The organism is Microbulbifer sp. CAU 1566, from assembly GCF_023156515.1.
Classification (GTDB): Bacteria; Pseudomonadota; Gammaproteobacteria; order Pseudomonadales; family Cellvibrionaceae; genus Microbulbifer.
In genome coordinates this window covers 88,200-106,199 of sequence record NZ_JALNMG010000003.1, presented here as the reverse complement: position 1 = coordinate 106,199, position 18,000 = coordinate 88,200, and the positions used below count along the sequence as shown (strand labels likewise).

Annotated in this window: 12 protein-coding genes and 5 tRNA genes; all 17 read left to right on the top strand. The window is 48.1% G+C overall.

The annotated features are described in order from the left end of the window. Positions 1 to 159 precede the first annotated feature (159 nt). Positions 160 to 236: transfer RNA gene (locus M0G74_RS08840), tRNA-Pro, on the top strand. 19 nt (positions 237 to 255) lie between these two features. After that, a tRNA-Arg gene (locus M0G74_RS08835) sits at positions 256 to 332 on the top strand. A gap of 194 nt (positions 333 to 526) precedes the next feature. Then, a tRNA-His gene (locus tag M0G74_RS08830) sits at positions 527 to 602 on the top strand. 193 nt (positions 603 to 795) lie between these two features. Then, positions 796 to 1,419, top strand: a complete 624-nt coding sequence (cysC, locus tag M0G74_RS08825) for an adenylyl-sulfate kinase (RefSeq protein ID WP_160153843.1) — start codon at positions 796 to 798, stop codon at positions 1,417 to 1,419. A 311-nt stretch (positions 1,420 to 1,730) separates the two neighbouring features. Then, entirely contained in the window at positions 1,731 to 4,151 is a 2,421-nt protein-coding gene (locus M0G74_RS08820) for a DUF6351 family protein (protein ID WP_248216250.1), read from the top strand. A gap of 148 nt (positions 4,152 to 4,299) precedes the next feature. Then, positions 4,300 to 4,375, top strand: a tRNA-Val gene (locus M0G74_RS08815). A 25-nt stretch (positions 4,376 to 4,400) separates the two neighbouring features. Beyond that, positions 4,401 to 4,477, top strand: a tRNA-Asp gene (locus M0G74_RS08810). Between the two features lie 171 nt (positions 4,478 to 4,648). Next, entirely contained in the window at positions 4,649 to 5,011 is a 363-nt protein-coding gene (locus M0G74_RS08805) for an MbcA/ParS/Xre antitoxin family protein (protein WP_248216249.1), read from the top strand. Next, on the top strand, positions 5,008 to 5,790 hold the full coding sequence (locus M0G74_RS08800; RefSeq protein WP_248216248.1) for an RES family NAD+ phosphorylase: 783 nt from the start codon (positions 5,008 to 5,010) through the stop codon (positions 5,788 to 5,790). Before M0G74_RS08805 ends, M0G74_RS08800 begins: the two co-directional genes overlap by 4 nt. A gap of 15 nt (positions 5,791 to 5,805) precedes the next feature. After that, a complete protein-coding gene (locus tag M0G74_RS08795; RefSeq protein WP_248216247.1) occupies positions 5,806 to 6,750 on the top strand; it encodes a pyridoxal-phosphate dependent enzyme in 945 nt (314 codons plus the stop codon). A gap of 248 nt (positions 6,751 to 6,998) precedes the next feature. Further along, a complete protein-coding gene (locus M0G74_RS08790; RefSeq protein ID WP_248216246.1) occupies positions 6,999 to 7,871 on the top strand; it encodes an NAD(+) kinase in 873 nt (290 codons plus the stop codon). Between the two features lie 21 nt (positions 7,872 to 7,892). Beyond that, positions 7,893 to 9,302 carry a mannose-1-phosphate guanylyltransferase/mannose-6-phosphate isomerase gene (locus M0G74_RS08785; RefSeq protein WP_248216245.1) on the top strand — a complete coding sequence of 470 codons (1,410 nt, stop codon included), beginning with the start codon at positions 7,893 to 7,895 and terminating at the stop codon, positions 9,300 to 9,302. Positions 9,303 to 9,407: 105 nt separating this feature from the next. After that, the gene (locus M0G74_RS08780) at positions 9,408 to 12,047 is read left to right on the top strand and encodes a glycosyltransferase (RefSeq protein ID WP_248216244.1); all 2,640 of its coding nucleotides are present in this window, start codon (positions 9,408 to 9,410) and stop codon (positions 12,045 to 12,047) included. Between the two features lie 10 nt (positions 12,048 to 12,057). Then, the gene (locus M0G74_RS08775; RefSeq protein WP_248216243.1) at positions 12,058 to 13,941 is read left to right on the top strand and encodes a hypothetical protein; all 1,884 of its coding nucleotides are present in this window, start codon (positions 12,058 to 12,060) and stop codon (positions 13,939 to 13,941) included. Positions 13,942 to 13,967: 26 nt separating this feature from the next. Further along, the gene (locus M0G74_RS08770; protein WP_248216242.1) at positions 13,968 to 15,266 is read left to right on the top strand and encodes a hypothetical protein; all 1,299 of its coding nucleotides are present in this window, start codon (positions 13,968 to 13,970) and stop codon (positions 15,264 to 15,266) included. After that, entirely contained in the window at positions 15,238 to 16,539 is a 1,302-nt protein-coding gene (locus tag M0G74_RS08765; protein ID WP_248216241.1) for a hypothetical protein, read from the top strand. Before M0G74_RS08770 ends, M0G74_RS08765 begins: the two co-directional genes overlap by 29 nt. A 15-nt stretch (positions 16,540 to 16,554) precedes the next feature. Then, positions 16,555 to 17,913, top strand: coding sequence for an FkbM family methyltransferase (locus M0G74_RS08760; RefSeq protein WP_248216240.1), 1,359 nt, complete (start codon positions 16,555 to 16,557; stop codon positions 17,911 to 17,913). Positions 17,914 to 18,000: the final 87 nt, after the last annotated feature.

Here is an 18,000-nt window from a genome sequence, read left to right as displayed (position 1 = left end):
ATTTTCCCTATAGAGTCACGCTGGATCGGCCCGTCACAGGCGGTTATCTGTTCAAAGGCTAAACTACTTTAAAAAGAATGGCTTAGCGGCGTTGACACCCTAGGGGGGCGCAAGTAATATGCGCGCTCTCGAACAGGGGGCGACTCCTGAGAAGAGAATCGGGGCATAGCGCAGTCTGGTAGCGCGCCTGCTTTGGGAGCAGGATGTCGGGGGTTCGAATCCCTCTGCCCCGACCATTTTTTACCGGGTTTTCTTGCGCCCGTAGCTCAGCTGGATAGAGCATCCGCCTTCTAAGCGGATGGTCGCAGGTTCGAGTCCTGCCGGGCGTGCCAATACCTCTATAGGTAGGGATGGTTCGGTGGTTGTCGGATGTGCCGCTGCCAACTGAGAGTCGCAGGACTATTCCGGCCCATCAGCACAGTTGATGGGCTTAGAAATCGCAGAAAAGCGGTTTTACCCTGCTGGGCTTTGTGCCAGGCCGGGAAGTTGATGTCGCCACAAGACATCAATAAAAACTTTATCAATGGTGGCCGTAGCTCAGTTGGTAGAGCACAGGATTGTGGCTCCTGAGGTCGCGGGTTCGATCCCCGTCGGCCACCCCATATTTGACCTCTGGTCCCGAAAACCCGGCTATATGCCGGGTTTTTTGGTTTTAGGACAGTATTGTTCTATGGGTTGCCTTTACCAGTAGGGTGGCGATCTAGGATAATGCGCGCCAGTTTTGTGATTTCGGCCTAAGTATTGGCCGGACTTATCCATTTGCAGACATACGAAATCAATACTTAGGGGACGAATGTGACGGAAGTAGTCGAGCGCAAAGCAACCAATGTTCACTGGCATGACGGTGAAGTAACCCGTGGTGACCGTGCTGCTATGCTGGGTCATAAAGGTGTGACTCTGTGGTTCACCGGACTGTCCGGTTCTGGCAAGAGCACTGTAGCGGTTGCGGTAGAAAAGGCGCTGACTGCCCGTGGTGTGCTGAGTTACCGTTTGGACGGCGATAACATTCGCCTCGGCATCAACTCTAATCTGGGCTTCTCCGCGGAAGACCGCCAGGAAAACATTCGCCGCGTTGGTGAAATTTCCAAGCTGTTCGCGGACACTGGTGTTGTCGTGTTGAGCAGCTTCATCAGCCCCTATGCAGAAGATCGCGCCCTGGTACGCAAAGTGCACGAAGAGGGTGACCTTCCGTTCATGGAAGTGTTTATTGACTGCTCCTTGGAAGCGGCGGAAGAGCGTGACCCGAAAGGTCTGTATAAAAAGGCGCGTGCTGGCGAGATCCGCGGGTTTACCGGCATTGACGACCCCTACGAGGCACCTGCCAATCCGGAATTGCACCTCCGCACTGACCAGATGACCCTGGAAGATGAAGTGGAAGCGGTCATTAAGTCGCTGCAAGAGCGTGGCATTATCATCTGATTTGCGATGGCTTCGTTTTCGTTATTGAGGTTGCAGCAGGTCGCCAGAGTCTTCTGAATTGATGTGTTGCAACTTCCAGTTTTCGGGGTAATTTTTCATTTAATTGCCCCGAAAATTCGTTCAATTTTCTTCTGTGTTCCCCATCTCTGTGAATTGAATTCTGAGCCACTTTCTCCCCGGAATTTTCTTCTAGTTTACTCCTCCGCCAAGTCCCCAACGGTTTTCCCGGCGCCACATATACTGTTGCTGTGCTTGCAGGTTTGATCCGGCAATGTACAGGGAACAGGACGTATTGGCGTACGGAGGCAGCTATGGCTTGGAGCGCACGGAAGATTACGGCGCGGTATTTGACCCGGCGATTACTGGCTGGTGTCGCGGCTTCATTTTTTGTGCTGTTGGGGCTTGGGTTCTGGTACGCCTACGAAAAATTGCCGCGACTTCCAGGGGTGCCTAAGGCCCCTGTGGTTGGGGTACCTGCTGGTGCGCTTGATCACAGACCGGCACCAGCCTATGCCGGGGATCACCCGCGAAAAAGTGGCCGCCCCGCAGAGTATTTTCCATTCCCCATCGCCATTGGTGAAACGGGCCCGGTAGAGACCCTGTTTGCCGGGCCGTCCAGCTATCCGTTTCTTTGCGGTGAAAACGCAGTCACTGAGCTTCAGCCTCTAGTCGACAACCACAATGGCGAAGGTGTCCCGGTATTTTCCTTGGATGAGGCGGGCAATAAGAGCGACGAGGTCATTGGCTATAGTCGGGATTGCAGCCATGCCACCTCTGTTGCTTACTTCTATCGCAGCACTTTGGACGGCAACTTTCATCCGCTCGAGAAGGCGCAGAATGATATCGATCTGGTGACCGTCAATGGCCAAACCACAGAGTTTGTGGTGCGATTGGAGACGGGTACCATTAATCGATTCTTTTATGCCATCGCCGCATTACGGGGTGATGGAGAGACACCGGAAAAACCGAACACCAGCAACTGGAACAAGCGGCTGATTTATCAGTTTCGCGGTGGTGTGGGAGTGGGGCGGCAGCAAGGTGACATCAGTAGCCGCTCAATCATCGATCGCCGTGCTGACCAGTTGGCACGGGGTTATGCGGTGGTTTATTCAACGGCCAACCAGACCAGTAATCACTACAATATTTGGTTGGCAGAAGATACGGCGCGTCGCCTCAAAAAACAGTTCGCTGCTTTGTACGAGGAGCCGTTGTATACCGTAGGCATCGGTGGCTCAGGTGGCGCTATCCAGCAGTATCTGCTGGCTCAGAACGCCCCGGGGGTGCTCGATGCCGCACTGCCACTTTATTCCTACCCCGATATGGTCAGCCAGACCATTTACGTTTTTGATTGTGAGCCGCTGGAGTATTTCTTTGACGTGGTGGCCGCGGAAGATTCTCGCTGGCAGGATGTGTCAGAGCGCGAGGCGGTTATCGGCCTAGCAACGCGGGATGAATTCGAGCATCGCTTCAGGGTTCTGGAAAACGCCGCGGCACTCTTCGATGGTCGCTACCGTGGTGTTGCTAAAGGTTCTTCGGAGTGTGTTCAGGGGTGGCGTGGCCTGGTGCCCCTGGTGAATAACCCGAACTTTATCCATTTCAGTAAAAGTTTCGCGGATCCGGTGGCCAAAAATACCCACTGGTCTCATTGGGAAGACTTGCGGGATTTCTATGGCGCGGGTGACGATGGCTATGCCAATAGTGCCTGGGACAACCAGGGAGTGCAGTACGGGCTGGAAGCGCTCAAGAGCGGCCGGATCAGCATCGACGAGTTCCTGCGTATGAACGCCACTATCGGTGGTTGGAAGGCGCCGGAAGATCAGGGCGGCGAAAAGCTCTGGTTTATGAACGGGGATTTGTTCCCGGTAGACCTTTCGGTCTGGAGTGAACACAACATGAACCTGGGTAGCCTGGATAATCCGGCACCGAGGAATGTCGCCAGTGTCGAAGCTATCGAAGGGATTTATCGTTCCGGGCACGTATTTTTGGGGGATGTCGAAATCCCGATTATCGATGTTCGCCACTATCTCGATGGCGAGCTGGACATGCACCACAGTCTCGCGTCTTTTTCCAGCCGGGAACGTATTCGCCGGGCTCGTGGTCACGCTGATAATCAGCTGATCTGGATGAGCCACAAAAAGTACAATCCACTCGACGAAGCGTTGGATATTGTTGATCACTGGATGCAAAAAATTATCGAGCATCCTGAGCGAGGGGTGGCGGGCAACCGGCCTGTGGAGGCGACGGATCGTTGCTTTGATCGGTCGGGTAATGTTTTGGCTGCTGGTCCCAATGTCTGGAATGGTCGCTGGAACCAGAAGCCTGACGGCGCCTGCATGCAGCGCTATCCCATTCACAGTACGCCGAGGCAAATGGCGGGGGCCCCAATTACCGGGGATGTTTTCAAGTGCGCTTTACAGCCCGTCGAGCGGGCCCTGGCGAAAGGGGTTTATGGCGAAAGTTCTGCAGCAATTGTTGAGCGCATTGATGACATGAAGCGAATTTTTCCGGGCGGTGTTTGCAATTACAACGCGCCGGACTTGGGGCGGCCGAAAGATCGACTGTTTCAGCATGGCGGTGATGTCATTATTGCGGGCCATCTCGTTGGGGCAGACTATCGCCAGCTGCCCACAGAGCTTGCGCAAGATTCTGAGCCAGAATCCGAAGGACAAGACGCTGAAGTGAAAGCGACGCCGGTTTCCGTCAACGGGAAAAGTGCGGGCGAAGAGAACTAATGTCTCACTGAAAAAGTGCGCCAAAAATATTTCAAAGTTTTTGGCGCATTTTTTGTTGACACAAAATTTTGGTTCGGTATTATGCGCCTCGCTCTCGGGGGATAACCCCAGAGCAAAAAGGAAAACTTCTGAAGAAGTTGCCCGAAATGGGTGGTTAGCTCAGTTGGGAGAGCGGCGGCCTTACAAGCCGTAGGTCACAGGTTCGACCCCTGTACCACCCACCACTTCCTCAAGGGAAGTCACTACCGCGGACCGGTAGTTCAGTTGGTTAGAATGCCGGCCTGTCACGCCGGAGGTCGCGGGTTCGAGTCCCGTCCGGTCCGCCAGATACAAAAAAGGCCCTGCTCGCAAGAGCAGGGCCTTTTTTGTATCTGGCGGATCGCTGGGTGAGAACTCCCGTCCGACAGCCCCTACGGCGGGTACCAGCGAATTTGCCAATTGTCCAGAAATGACATATATTTTGGTCATATGTCCTCTACCATCAATCCGGAGGCAAAATGGCCAATCCAGCCCATACCCCTCAAGCAACAGAAGATCAGGTTCTTCTGGAGGCAACCCTAAATACCGCCAGTCACCTGGGCCTGAAAAAGAAAGAACTCGGCGAAATCATTCACCTGGACGATCGCACTCTGCGCCGTCGCAATGGCCTGGCGCCCCAGAGTGCAGAGGGGCAGTTGGCGCTGCTTTTAGTGCGTGCCTATCGGTCGGCGTTTGTCTTGATGGGGGGCGAAGTGGGTGCCAAAACCTGGTTTGCTACTGCCAATCGCGCCTTGAACGGTATCCCCAAAGAGCTGGCCTGCCGCATTGACGGGTTGGTAAGGATTGTCACTTACCTGGACGCGATGCGAGGCAAGGTTTGAGTGGCTTCCGCGACAAGATTCTTCAATCTGCCACCCGGCTGATTGGTCGCCTGTACCGGATCATCGAGTCCCAAGAAGAAGTGGCGACCAGAAGCCTGGTGGATAGCCTGCAAAAGCAGGCGGTTCTTGAGAACCTGCTTGAGCAGAGTAAACCCGCTCGGCTACCTGGTAGTGAGCAACTGCATTATCTCCTGGCCACGCCATTCCGTTACCCTCCGCTCCCCTGGGGCTCGCGCTTTGGTGGCACTGCAGAAAGCGGGATCTTTTACGGTAGTAAAACGGTCTCCACGGTACTGGCCGAGGCCGCTTACTACCGGTTGTTGTTTCTGAATGACATGGTTGGTGCGGTGGCGAAGCCGGTGACCAGTTACCACCAAGTGTTTTCGGCCAAATATTGTGCGGACCCTGGGGTAAAGCTGCAAAGTGAGCACTGGCAGGCGTTTTGGCCACAGCTTACCCATCCGAGTGAGTACAGCTTTTGCCAGAGCCTCGGTGCACAGATGCGAGAATGTGCTATCAAAGGTCTGGAAGCTCCCTCCGCGCGGGCCCTTTATGCAGGCTTGTCGCGCTTGCCTCTGAGTGGCGGGGAGGGGGTGAACGTGGCGCTGTTTGGCCCTGAAGCACTTTTAAGAAGGCCGCCTACGATTGAAGCGGAAGTCACCGCGGAGTCGACCTCCGAAGGCGTCGCCTTTCTGGTGAAATCAGGAAATAGCGTGGAATCAAGGCAGTTCGTCCGCACTGACTTCCTGGAGTCCGGCCAGTTGCCATTGCCTGCCTAACGTAGAACCCCTGAAATGATCCGCTATCTGAGCGAGCTGAGTCTCGAGGCCTTTATCGAGGCTGCCCGCAATGTTCCCTATCAACAAATCAATTCGGACCTCTTTCCGGGAATCGACCTGTGGATTCGCCGGGATGACCTTATCGACCCTCTGATTTCCGGCAACAAGGCCTACAAGCTGATATACAACCTGCTGGAAGCGCGGGCGCAGGGGAAACACACCATCGTAACCTGTGGTGGAGCCTGGTCGAATCATCTGCACGCGACCGCGGCGGCGGGCCAGCGGTTTGGATTCAAAACTGTCGGTATTATTCGTGGGGAACGTCCGTCGGTGTTGAGTGCGATGCTGCAAGATGCGGAGCGGTTCGGGATGGAGTTGCGGTTTGTGACTCGGACAGTGTACCGCGAACGGCATGATCCCAACTTCATTGCATCTATTGGCGGGAGTGGGGCGGAAAATTGGTATGTACCAGAGGGTGGGGCGAATAGTTATGGTGCGAAAGGCGTCCAATTATTAGGGCAATTAGTTGGGGAGACGAGCCCGGTGCAATTTGATGAATGTTGGGTGGCCTGTGGTACAGGGCTGACACTTGGTGCTTTGGCGGCCGGGCTGCCTCCGGCAGTCAGTACAGTTGGTGTTCCTGTCCTCAGGGCTGAGAAAAGCATCCTCGGCGCGGCAAAGCAGTGGAGTCGGGAAGGGGCGCTGGGTCAGAGTCTTGAGTTGGTTCCAGAGGGGGGGCATGGGGGGTACGGGAAGAGCGATGAGCCACTACTAACCTTCCAGAAAAAATTAGAACAGGAGTCAGGCTTGACATTTGACCACGTTTACACGGTCAAGCTGGCTTACGCGCTCATGAAGCGCTGCACTGAAAACGGGGCAAAGAAAAGGAAAGCACGCCAGTTACGTATTTTACTGTTACACACTGGGGGCCTACAGGGTAGACGTGGTTTGGTTAAATAATGACCTGAATTGGTTTGTTTTTGGTTATTTTTAAGTCTGACTGCCTGTTGTCTGACCGGTCGTATGTGGCGCCATCTCGGGTTCGACTCACACTTTTCCCTCAGGCATAATCACCTGTCAATTTTTACGTTTGTGGCTGTTAAATGGACAGTTGCAAGAGTTTGGTAGGTCAAAAAACAACCAATCCTGCCAATTTATAAGTGTAACGATAATTATGTTGGCCCAGATTCGGGCACCTTGGGGGAGCGGTGTCGGAATTCCAGAACATCGGACTTATCGGTCGAACCGAAAGTGATAGCGCAGTTCTTTCGCTAAAGCGCCTGATGGCGTTCTTGGAGCGTGAGGGCTACTCCGTGGTGCTCGAAAAAAATACCGCTAACGACGTTGCAGACCACAAGGCTCGCGTATCCAGCAAAGATAAGCTGGGCGAATTATGTGATCTGGTGATTGTGGTCGGTGGTGACGGCAGCCTTCTGGCTGCCGCACGGGCGTTGGCGAAATTCAGTGTTCCCCTTCTGGGGATTAATCGCGGCCGCCTCGGCTTTCTTACAGACATCACTCCTGATGAAATTGAACAAAAAGTGGGCGAAGTGCTCTCCGGCAAATATATGGCGGAAAGTCGTTTTTTGCTGGATATGTCTGTCACGCGCAATGGAAAGCCCATTGGTAAAGGGTCATCTCTCAATGATGTGGTAATCCACCCGGGTGAATATATTCGCATGGTTGAGTTCGACCTCTTTATTGATGGGCAGTTTGTCTATACCCAGCGTTCTGATGGCTTGATAGTTTCGACTCCTACCGGTTCTACGGCATATGCCCTGTCTGGCGGTGGCCCCATCATGCACCCAAAGCTGGACGCCATCGTTGTGGTCCCGCTTAATCCGCACACGCTTAGCAGCAGACCAATAGTGGTTGAGGGCAGCAGCGAATTTAAAATCGTCATCGGTGAGCACAACAGCGCGCATTCTTATGTGACCTGCGACGGGCATGACCAAGTAGTAACGGAGCCTGGAGACGTAATTCGAATCCATAAAAAACCGCACAGGCTTACGCTAATACACCCGATTGGCCACAATTTTTACGAAACCTGCCGCTCCAAGCTGAATTGGCAAAATAATTAGATCCAAGAGGTAAGAGTACCAATGACGAGCATTACCCCCGTTATCCTTTGTGGTGGCTCCGGAACCCGTTTGTGGCCAAAGTCCCGCAAGATGTTGCCGAAGCAATTGCTCAGCCTTACGGGGGAGCAGACTATGTTGCAACAAACACTAGAGCGTGTCAGAGGGTTTGAAAAACCGGTAATCGTCTGCAATGAAGACCACCGGTTTATGGTGGCGCAGCAGGCTCAAGAAATTGGAATTGAGTCATTCACCATGATTACCGAGCCGACGGGTCGGAATACTGCGCCGGCAATTACATTTGCAGCAGTAGCAGCAACAAAAGAGTGCGAGTCAACAAATCTACTGGTGCTACCCGCGGACCACTTGCTGGACGACGTAGAGCAATTCCATCGTGCAGTAGATATTGGCCTGCAGGCATCGAGTAAAGGTGGGCTGGTGACATTTGGTATCGTTCCGACTGCACCGGAAACCGGATACGGCTATATCCAGAAGGCGACGGGTGACGGAACTGATATTCGTCCAATTGCCCAATTCGTCGAAAAGCCGAACAAAGAAACCGCAACAGCATATATCGAGAGTGGCGAGTACTACTGGAACGCAGGTATGTTCCTGTTTTCTGCAAGAAACCTGCTCGATGAGCTGGCAGAGCATGCGCCAGCCATTCATCGCTCGTCTGTCAAAGCAATGGATAATGCAAAGGTGGAAAGTGATTTCGTCAAGCTGAACCTTGATGATGTCAACGCTATTCCAGAAGACAGCATTGACTATGCTGTGATGGAAAAGACCCGTCGCGGTTTTGTAGTGCCGTTGGCCTGTGGATGGTCCGATGTCGGCTCCTGGTCCTCGCTTTGGGAAGCTTTGGATAAAGATGAGCAAGGAAATGTTGCTCTCGGTGATGTCATCATGGAGGACTGTAAAAATTCCTTGGTGTTTGGTGAAGATCACTTGGTTGCGGCGGTTGGTGTAGAAGACCTGATCATTGTCGACACAAAAAATGCGACGCTAGTGGCGCCAAAGGGGCGCGCCCAGGAAGTAAAAGCCATTGTCAGCAAAATCAAAACGGCTGGCCGCGATGAGCATGAAATTCACCGCGAAGTCGCTCGCCCTTGGGGGAAGTATGACTCCATCGGCAATGGTGAGCGCTTCCAGGTGAAACGCATCACGGTAAACCCTGGGGCCAGTCTATCACTACAGATGCATCACCACCGCGCAGAGCATTGGGTAGTTGTTTCAGGCACTGCCATTGTCCAGCGTGATGAGGAAGAGATCATGCTTTCTGAGAATGAGAGTGTGTATATACCCATAGGTGTAAAGCACCGGCTTACGAACCCCGGATTACTTCCTCTTGAGATCATCGAGGTACAAAGTGGCAGCTATTTGGGTGAAGACGATATCGTTCGCTTTGACGATATTTATGGTCGAAAACAGTAATTTTCAAAATTTGGACAAGGCGTATTCAATCAACTATAGAGTGCGCCAACCATTCACGGAATTAACCAAAAACTGTTCGCAGTTGAAAGAAACTGAGTTGTCGGAATGAATCAAGGCGTTAAAGAGAAGTACGGTAGAGTCGTTATCGTTGATCCCCAATTAAAGGACTGTAAGGGGCACAACTACCGGTACGCCAAAGGGATTATGGAGGAGCTGGGCCTGCCGGCCATTGTGCTCTCGCACCAGGGGTTTGAAGGGGAGGGCGACGACCCAATCGATGTGCGTCCCTGCCTAACATTTGATCAGTACAATAACAGCGCTTTCAAAGACGGCTATCGACCCAGTTTCTTTGAAAAAATTACGCGCTTTAAAGATCGCGTTTTTGCTCGCTTGCAGCAGGATAATGGTATCTGGGAAAAAAAATCCCCTGTGGGTACCCTAGTCAATGTGTTTGTGGCCATTGCAAACTTTCTTTGGTTCTTTCCCGCGCTTTGCCATCAACTCTATCTGCTTACCTTTGGCCGCGGTACTTCAGCTCACTCCGACTTGGCGGCGCTGGAGCTGAAAGCAGGATTCGAAACTGTAGGCTTGAGACAGGGTGACCTGCTAATAATGCAGACGATGCTTTGGCCGACGTTTGAGTCTCTGCTTGAGCTGAAAATTCAAGCTAACAAAAACTACGGTTGTGATGCGTTGTTTATCGTCCACGAAGACTGGAATATTTACAACACAATGTATGCTCGCTTCTCTCCAGCGAAACTGGAAAAGCGGGTACTGGAGTCACTGCCGTTCCAACGGGCGAAAATTGTCTCCACCAATAAGCCTCTTAGCGACTATTGCCAAGTGTGGTGCGACTACTACCCTCAGGTAATTAACGAGGTTAACTTCCCGCTCGCTGAAAAGCTGCCGCAAAGAGCTGTAGGCAGCGACGGTAAGACAAAGATATTGGTACCTGGTGTATACCGCGGCGACAAAAATTTCGAAAGCTTAGAAAAGCTGATCGGCAACATAGCTGCTGGAGAGCGTGATGTAGAAATTTGCATGCACGAGTCGGTTATAGCTCGAGTCAGGCTGCCATCGTACGGTAAATGCAGCTATCGCTCCTATTCCAGTGTGAGTGGCGCCCGTGCGTGGTTGGAATTTCTTAACTGTTTTCAGTTAATCTTAATTCCCTACGGCGAGGAATATCGCCATCGTATCTCAGGTATTGTGCATGAAGCACGCTTACTAAATATCCCAGTGGTCTGCCACAAAGGTATAGCAGACGCCAACCTTTTAGCCGACGAGCGTTGTACTTTTGGGGATGCCGGAGAAGGTATCGAGGAGGCCATTCGAGTTGCTGCAAGCTTGGCCATCACAGGCGCAGTCTTTAAATCCGAACGCGCACCCTCGATTGCTTCAGTACTGCTAGATAACACCGGTTGGATAAAGGGGTGTGACAAACCCGTGGCTGTACAGGTTAAGCCTGCATGGACTCGCTGTGGGACATCCGTCGTACTTGACACGCAAATGGATTGCCTGGTTGAGCAGGGATATTTTGTTGTCGAAATTTATGTGAAGACAGAGCCTTGGCAGCGCCGCCAGGAACAGGTAGACGCTTGTTACAAAGTTATGCGCGCTGGCCGTGAATTCAGTGGCGGTATGGCTGTACGTGTTGTATTCAAGAACATTACGCTTTTGCGGATGGCAAGATACTTTTACCAGCTTCTGCGTAAACGCGTTCCTGCGTTCTTCAAGCGTGAGAATATCCATAGTACATGGTGCGATCCAGATAAGTCGCTGATCTGCTTCCTACAGAACAATAACGTCGAGTTAGCACTAGTAAATCATATATTCAATAACGACTTTGCGCGCCAATATATCCCAGCGAAGAAGTTTGTCTGTGAAACCCACGATATCCAGATCAATCAGCTGTTGTTGCGTCGGCCAGAATTACGAGCTCGCTACGATGCAGAGTTAGACTACGAATTGCAGCTACTCGCTACCTATGATGCTGTGGTCAACCTGAATCGCACTGAACATAACATCATCAAGCAGGCCATTGGTGATAAGGCGCATTTTATAGCTCCTCCCATACTTGCCCGCCCGCTAAAGAAGCGCTATCCCAAATTGCCCGTTCTTCTCGCGGAAGAATCACGCTTTGATGAGCTCGACAGACTACCCGAAAAGTTCGACCTTCTGATCATCGCGGATGGCCATCCTGCGAATATTGAATCGGTAACTCATTTCCTTGAGCATGTATTTGCCAAATTACCAATGAACACGACACTTGGGTTGGTAGGGACCATAGGACGACATCTCTACATAGACCACATGCTCGCGAGCAGGGTCTTTGTGGTCGGATATGTCGAGGATCTCGCCAACCTGCACGAGTTTACGACGGTGACGGTGTTGCCTGACATCGCTGGAGAAGGAATACCGATCAAGACAAATGAGGTATTAGCCCGTGGCTGCGCGTTTGCCGCTACTGCTCACTCGCTGCGAGCATTTACTACTGATGAATTGGAGCGAAGCGGTGTGGTCGCTGCGACATCGCCTAAAGATTTGGAAAATCAGATTAGGGAATTGATTTCTGAAGAAACGAAATGGAGCGAGCTAAAACCGGCCATGCAACGGCTTACAAAGAGTTATAACTTGAGTGAATACTTGAGGAGCTGGGTGGATCTTTTGGCTTTCGATGCTAGGAGCGATGGCTGCAAGAAAAGGCAATTTAATCTAGAAAAACAATTGGATTCCGAAATTTAGGCTTAGAATTATGAGCAATACTGTGATTGTAACCGGTTATGATTGCTTAAAGTGGTGTCAGGGAGAGTTCTCTAATGACCAAGTGCAAGTTGTAACAATTCAAGCACTTCAAAACTGTTGCTTGCAACAGAATCCTACTATCGAAACTGCGGACGGCGCAATCTATAGATCCGCATTAATGAAAGTTACGAGTGACCTTCCAAATAAACGGAGTGGCGGCTATAGTCGAGAACTGCTGGAAGAGTTGAAAAATACAAACCCAAGTTATCGGTTTTTATTACTGTACGAGGCCCCGGAGTCTACTTTTGTAGACGTTTATAAGTGTTCTGGGGGCGATCTCTCTCAAGTAAAAATCGCCCTTGAGGAGTGGGCTGTAGTTAACCGGGTGATCCTCGATTTTTTCCAGGGCAACCGTGATATTTGTGCATTGGTTCACTCCTCAACATCTAATGAACAGCCATCAGAATTGTTGGATATATGCTATCAAAAAATGGGAAAAGAGCTATCGTTAGGGTTTTTTGATGATCGATGCAGCCCCGAATTATCTCTCGAAGCCCTAGCTCCTCATTTGATAGAAGAGTTTACTGAATACCAAAAATTATACATTAAATTACAATTAAGTGCTTCATTGCCTGGTCTAGACCTAAATCAGACCGGAAACCCACTGTTGAGAAAAAAATATCTGGCCTCTCGTGCTGCGGAAGCTCTTTTAACAGGGGGGGATAAATTAGTCATTGACGAGCTAATAGTTAAAAATAATGAATTGGAGCAGGAAGTCGCCCTTTCTCAATTACAAATTAACCAACTTTATGAAGAGCTGGAGCACTACTTTCTTAAGTATGAAGAACTTAAAGAAGTAGTGGATAGAAAAGAGGAAGTAATAGAACAGAGTGCAATTTCAGCATTACCTCACTCATCGAGATTCGACCATGCGTCGACTGTGGCGATTAGTGGAAGTTACTCCGATTCTGGATATAGAGATGTCCATTTAAATATACATGATTTCTCCCTTTCAGATGGGCGCTATTTTGCTAGCTTTCGATGCAAGCTTGCCCTAATAGCTGGTATAGCTGCACTCGAATTTCGGGAAACCGGCGAGGTCGCGACTGATGGGGTGTCCGATTGGCCCAAAGGTATGGAGGATGAGTATGGTAAATATCTATTATTCAGCCCTGGTGCGAAAGGAGAAGAGAAGCTTTATCAACAAAGTATGTTAAATGAATTGTGTACGGAAGATCGCCAACTAATATTTTCTGTTATCAATGTGCTTCGAGATCATTTTTTGAACGTTAAGGTCGATGATATTGCCAAATTGCCGGCGGATACGGCTCGTGATTGGCGAATGGCTGCAATAGCGCTATCGGAAAAGGCCATAGCTCATAGTGATTTTATATCCGTAGATGAAATTCGGCTTCGAGAAGAGTTTGTCTGTAATAACTATAGTCACCTTTGGTTCGAGTGCCGTAACTTACAATTACGTTCACGTGTATTTCCTAGTTATAGTTTTAAGTTTTCTGCCTACAGCAGGCGCGATGGTTACAGGGTAGCTTTGGAATTTCGTGATCTTCATGATAATAAACCTCCACTTGATGCTTGGCCAACACAAGAAATAGATGAGTTCGGTTGTAAATTGCTGGTTAACTTGGTCATTCGTCGAGGACGAATACATGTCGACGCTTCGGAGCGGTTAACTCGAACAGATAGAGTTATGATTTCATCGATTATTAAAAAATTACCTTCACTAATTAAGTCCTTAGAAAATGGTGGCTTTGAATCAGGTAAAGGCTGGGATTTTTGGCAGAAGCTGGTTGTGGGATTGGATCAAAAGAAGCTGAAATTTGTCATTAATAAACGAAATATAATACGGATAGTTAAAGCGCGATTGATAGGTTGATCCGTAACTGTGTGAGAGATGCTCGTATGAAATCTATTGTCTCGACAAAAGTTGTAGTTATGGACCCTGGATTAATTGCGCCAGGTGGACATCATACGGGGTTCGCTTATATGGCTGCTCAATCGAGAAGTGATCGAGAATTACCCATAGAGTTGGAGTTCGTTTGTAGTCATTGTGTTGATGTTGTAATAAAAGAAAAGATTGAAGAGTTTGGTTGTCGGGTTAGACCTGAGTTTTTTATTAATTTTTACGAATTATTCGCCAATGACGATGGTAGTGCAGAAAGCCAGACTTATATTCGGCAGGCATCAAGAGAGTATTACGAAGCTATTTGTAATACAGAGAAGCCTGCCGAAGGGCAAGCGCTGATTTTTTTTCACCCCTGCGTAAGCTGGGAGCATGCTGTGTCACTTTCACTAGCGTTGAGGTTGCATGATGGGCAAGAGCATGCATTACATATTATTTGCGCTATGTTTAACCCAGGAATTCGGCATAACGGTAAGACCTTAAGCCAAAGTTCGAAGATGCAATTTGGGATGGCATTTCGCGCTTTGGAAAAGAACCGAAATGCCAGAGTTTTTGCTAGTGATTTTGAGCTGGCGGAAAAATATGCTCGACTACTTGATCGTCAGGTTCTTTTAGATATCCATCCCTGCTATTTGGCGGATTGGGAGAAGATAGCACAAGAAAAAAGAAAGTTGCAGTATTCGAATAAGCCGTCTAAAACCAGAATATTACTGTACTTTGGGGATGCAAAGGTCGACAAGGGCTTTACTTCACTTCCTGAATTGGTTCGCAATATCTTGGCCGATTGTGAAAGCCCTATCGAATTAAATATACATTTCAACAACCCATGGGACGCCGTGGATCTGCAAGAAGTTACTGCGGAGTTAAAAGATATTGCTGCAATTGATGATCGCCTTAATTTGATTGAAAAATTTCTGTCAGATGATGATCTCCACCTGATCTTACATGAGAGCGATTTAATACTATTGAACTATGACTCTAGTATTTATATGGAAAAGAGCTCGGGAGTTCTTTGGTTGGCAGCTTACCATTCATTGCCAGTATGCATCTTGCAGAATAGCTGGCTGAGGAGGGAGGCTTTTCGTCTAGGTGTTCAGACCGTTGACTTTAAAGACCTTAACAGTTTTATAGAGGAAACTGTCTCAATGTGTGGAATGAAGCAAAGAAATGAAGCTACAGATGCTCAGCTTCAATATAGGAAAACGATTTATCAGCCATTTTGGAGCTGGCTTTTTAAAGTAGGAAAGTCAGATAATTCTGGGAAAAATATTGGAACGCATCATGTTGAGCTATTTTGAGAAAGTTCTGCAGTTAGAGGAAGATGGGTCTCGACAACTTGTGCATATTGGCGCTGGCATCTGTAATGAGCTTCCAGGTTACATAGCTTTGGGCTTCCAGGTGATTCACTTGGTCGAGGCCAACCCTGCTCAAGTTTCGTATTTGAAGGAAAAAGTTAAATATTTAACCTCCAGTGGTGTCTCTACTGTAAAAGTACATAAAGAAATTATCGCTAGAGAATCTGGAGTAGTTGATTTCTATTTAACCAACTGTACTTTTTTTGATGGCTTAGAGCATCCCTCGGTTTTTAAAGCAGACTTCCCCAACTTATCAGTAGTTGAGACTGCCCGTTCTTCCGCGAAATCTCTCTCTAGTTTTATAGGGATGGCGGAGCTTGAAGAGAACGGAAAAAACGTTATCGTTTTGGATGTGTTGGGATCTATTGATTTATTTTTGATTGATTCATTGTCTGAGCTGTACTCCAACTTTGAATTTGTAGTAGTACGACTGGTTTCTAATGCGGAGATCACTAAGTGCATTCAAATTTTATCTGACAAGTATTTTGATTTTATCATTGCAGATAGTGATGGGGAGTATGGCCAATGGGTGTTTTTTCGTAGGAACCGGTTTGCGGTAGAACGTGAATTCCTGATTACAAAAGTCGAATCAATCGAAAGTGAAAAAACTGAAGCGATTTTACAAAGCGGTTTTCTTAAGGATGAAATAGCAGAGCTAACTGTTCGTATTAGTACATTAAAGAAAGATAATGTCGAACTTGTTTCCAGTATCGAGTCTTTGGGTTTGGAAAGATCTGAACTACGGTCGAGCATTGATCGCTTAGAACGAAAAGTCGTCGAAAGTTCTGAAAATTTTAGATCATTAGAGAAGTTGAATGGCGAGTTCAATTCCAATGTTAAGACATTAGAATCGGAAAAATCTGAATTGAAGTCGGCTCTTGGTCGTTTAGAAAATGAAATGGTGGAAATTGCCGCTAGTTTCGAATTGTTACAGAAGGAAAACGGAGCGTTAGTAGAGGCTGATGCAAAGTCAACGAGTCAAATAGAAAATTTAGTTGCGAACGTCCAGTCTTTAAAGCGCGAAAATGCGGAATTGGCGACTAGTAAAAAAGCATTGGAAAAAAAGAACTTCGAGACTGAGAATAACTGCCTGAAACTACGTAACGAAAATCAGGAATTACTGCATTGTAGGGACCTTTTGCGAGAAGAGGTGCAAAGAGTCGAGGCTCAGATGGACTTTATTAAAGATGTTGTTTTCAGAGAAAAAGCTTTTTAGGTATAGGTGCCTACTATGCAGGATGAAAATGACTGGAGCAAGTCACAAACAACTCTCTACGAAGATAATTTTGATCAAGTGGCGAATGAAGGTGGCTCCGACGTGAAGTCGGCGAGATTGAATTCTAATAACGCTGACATCCTTTCATTGGCAGTAGAGAAATGGATGGCAGCAGATTGGGACGCTTTGATATCCATCGATACGGCTTCAATTAGTGGGTTAGAAAGTGGTTGGAAGTTAGCTTTGTTAAAAGCTTCCGCATATCAGCAATGCGGTAACCACTTAAGCTGTCAAGAATTTTTGAGTATCGCAGAAGAGCTTGGTTGTCGGGCGGCAGTGGCTAGAACTGTTTTATTTTCCGGAATTGATAATAGTCTGGGCAAGATGTTTTCATTGTTGGATGATGATGAAAAGGCTATGCGATATTTTGATTCTGCTTTAGAGCCTATAACTACATCTGTAGATCGTCTCACGTCCGTGCGTTCAAGAGCTGTTTCAGAGCTTTCAAGATTGGGTCTTTTACCGAAAGCATCGAAGTTACTAACTCAAGAATTGGAAAGGGATATTTGCGGTGTAATGCCCTTCCAACAGATTGATGCTCGACTAAAAATTTTAGAAAGTGAAGTGGAACTAATCAATCACCAATTGACGCTTTGCTATAGAAAGGCACAATTATTTGCCAGTTCGAGTAAGTCGCTAGATCATGAGGATTTAGCTGATCGTGATAAATATTTATCTAGTCTTAAGCAGCTTTCTCCATCTCAGCTTGGTCAAGATATTTGGGTGTTAGAGAAAACGAACTTTAAAAAAGGGGGGTTCTTTGTAGAATTTGGCGCAACAAATGGCGTTCTTTTAAGTAATACTTACCTTTTGGAAAAAAAGTTCGAATGGACGGGGATATGTGCTGAGCCAAACCCAAAATTTTTCAAAGAATTACAGCAAAATCGGAGCTGTCTAGTAAGAAATACCTGTATATCAGATAGAACTGGTGATGAGGTCGAATTTATCTTCGCTGAAGAGTATGGCGGAATCACTAAATTTGCTACAGGTGATAATCATACCGAGAAAAGAGAAGCGTATAGCAGCGCTGGCCTTAAGGTTATGCTTAAGACGGTATCCTTGCATGACTTCTTGCTTAGTGTTGATGCGCCGATTGATATTGATTATATAAGTATTGATACAGAAGGTAGCGAATACGCGATTTTACGTAATTTTTTGTTTTCTAAGTGGCGAGTGAAAATTTTCTCTGTAGAACATAATTATAGTGAAAATAGAAATAATATATATGAGCTCCTTAGTCGAGAGGGTTATCAGCGTGTGGAGTGTCAGTGGGACGATTTATATTATAAACCAAAATATTTTAAGTTTGATTGAATTTTACGTAGGCTTTCGTCCTAGTTAAAAATTATACACGAAATCCAAAATGGTTTTTGATTAATTTGGGGATGACGAATTTTGCAA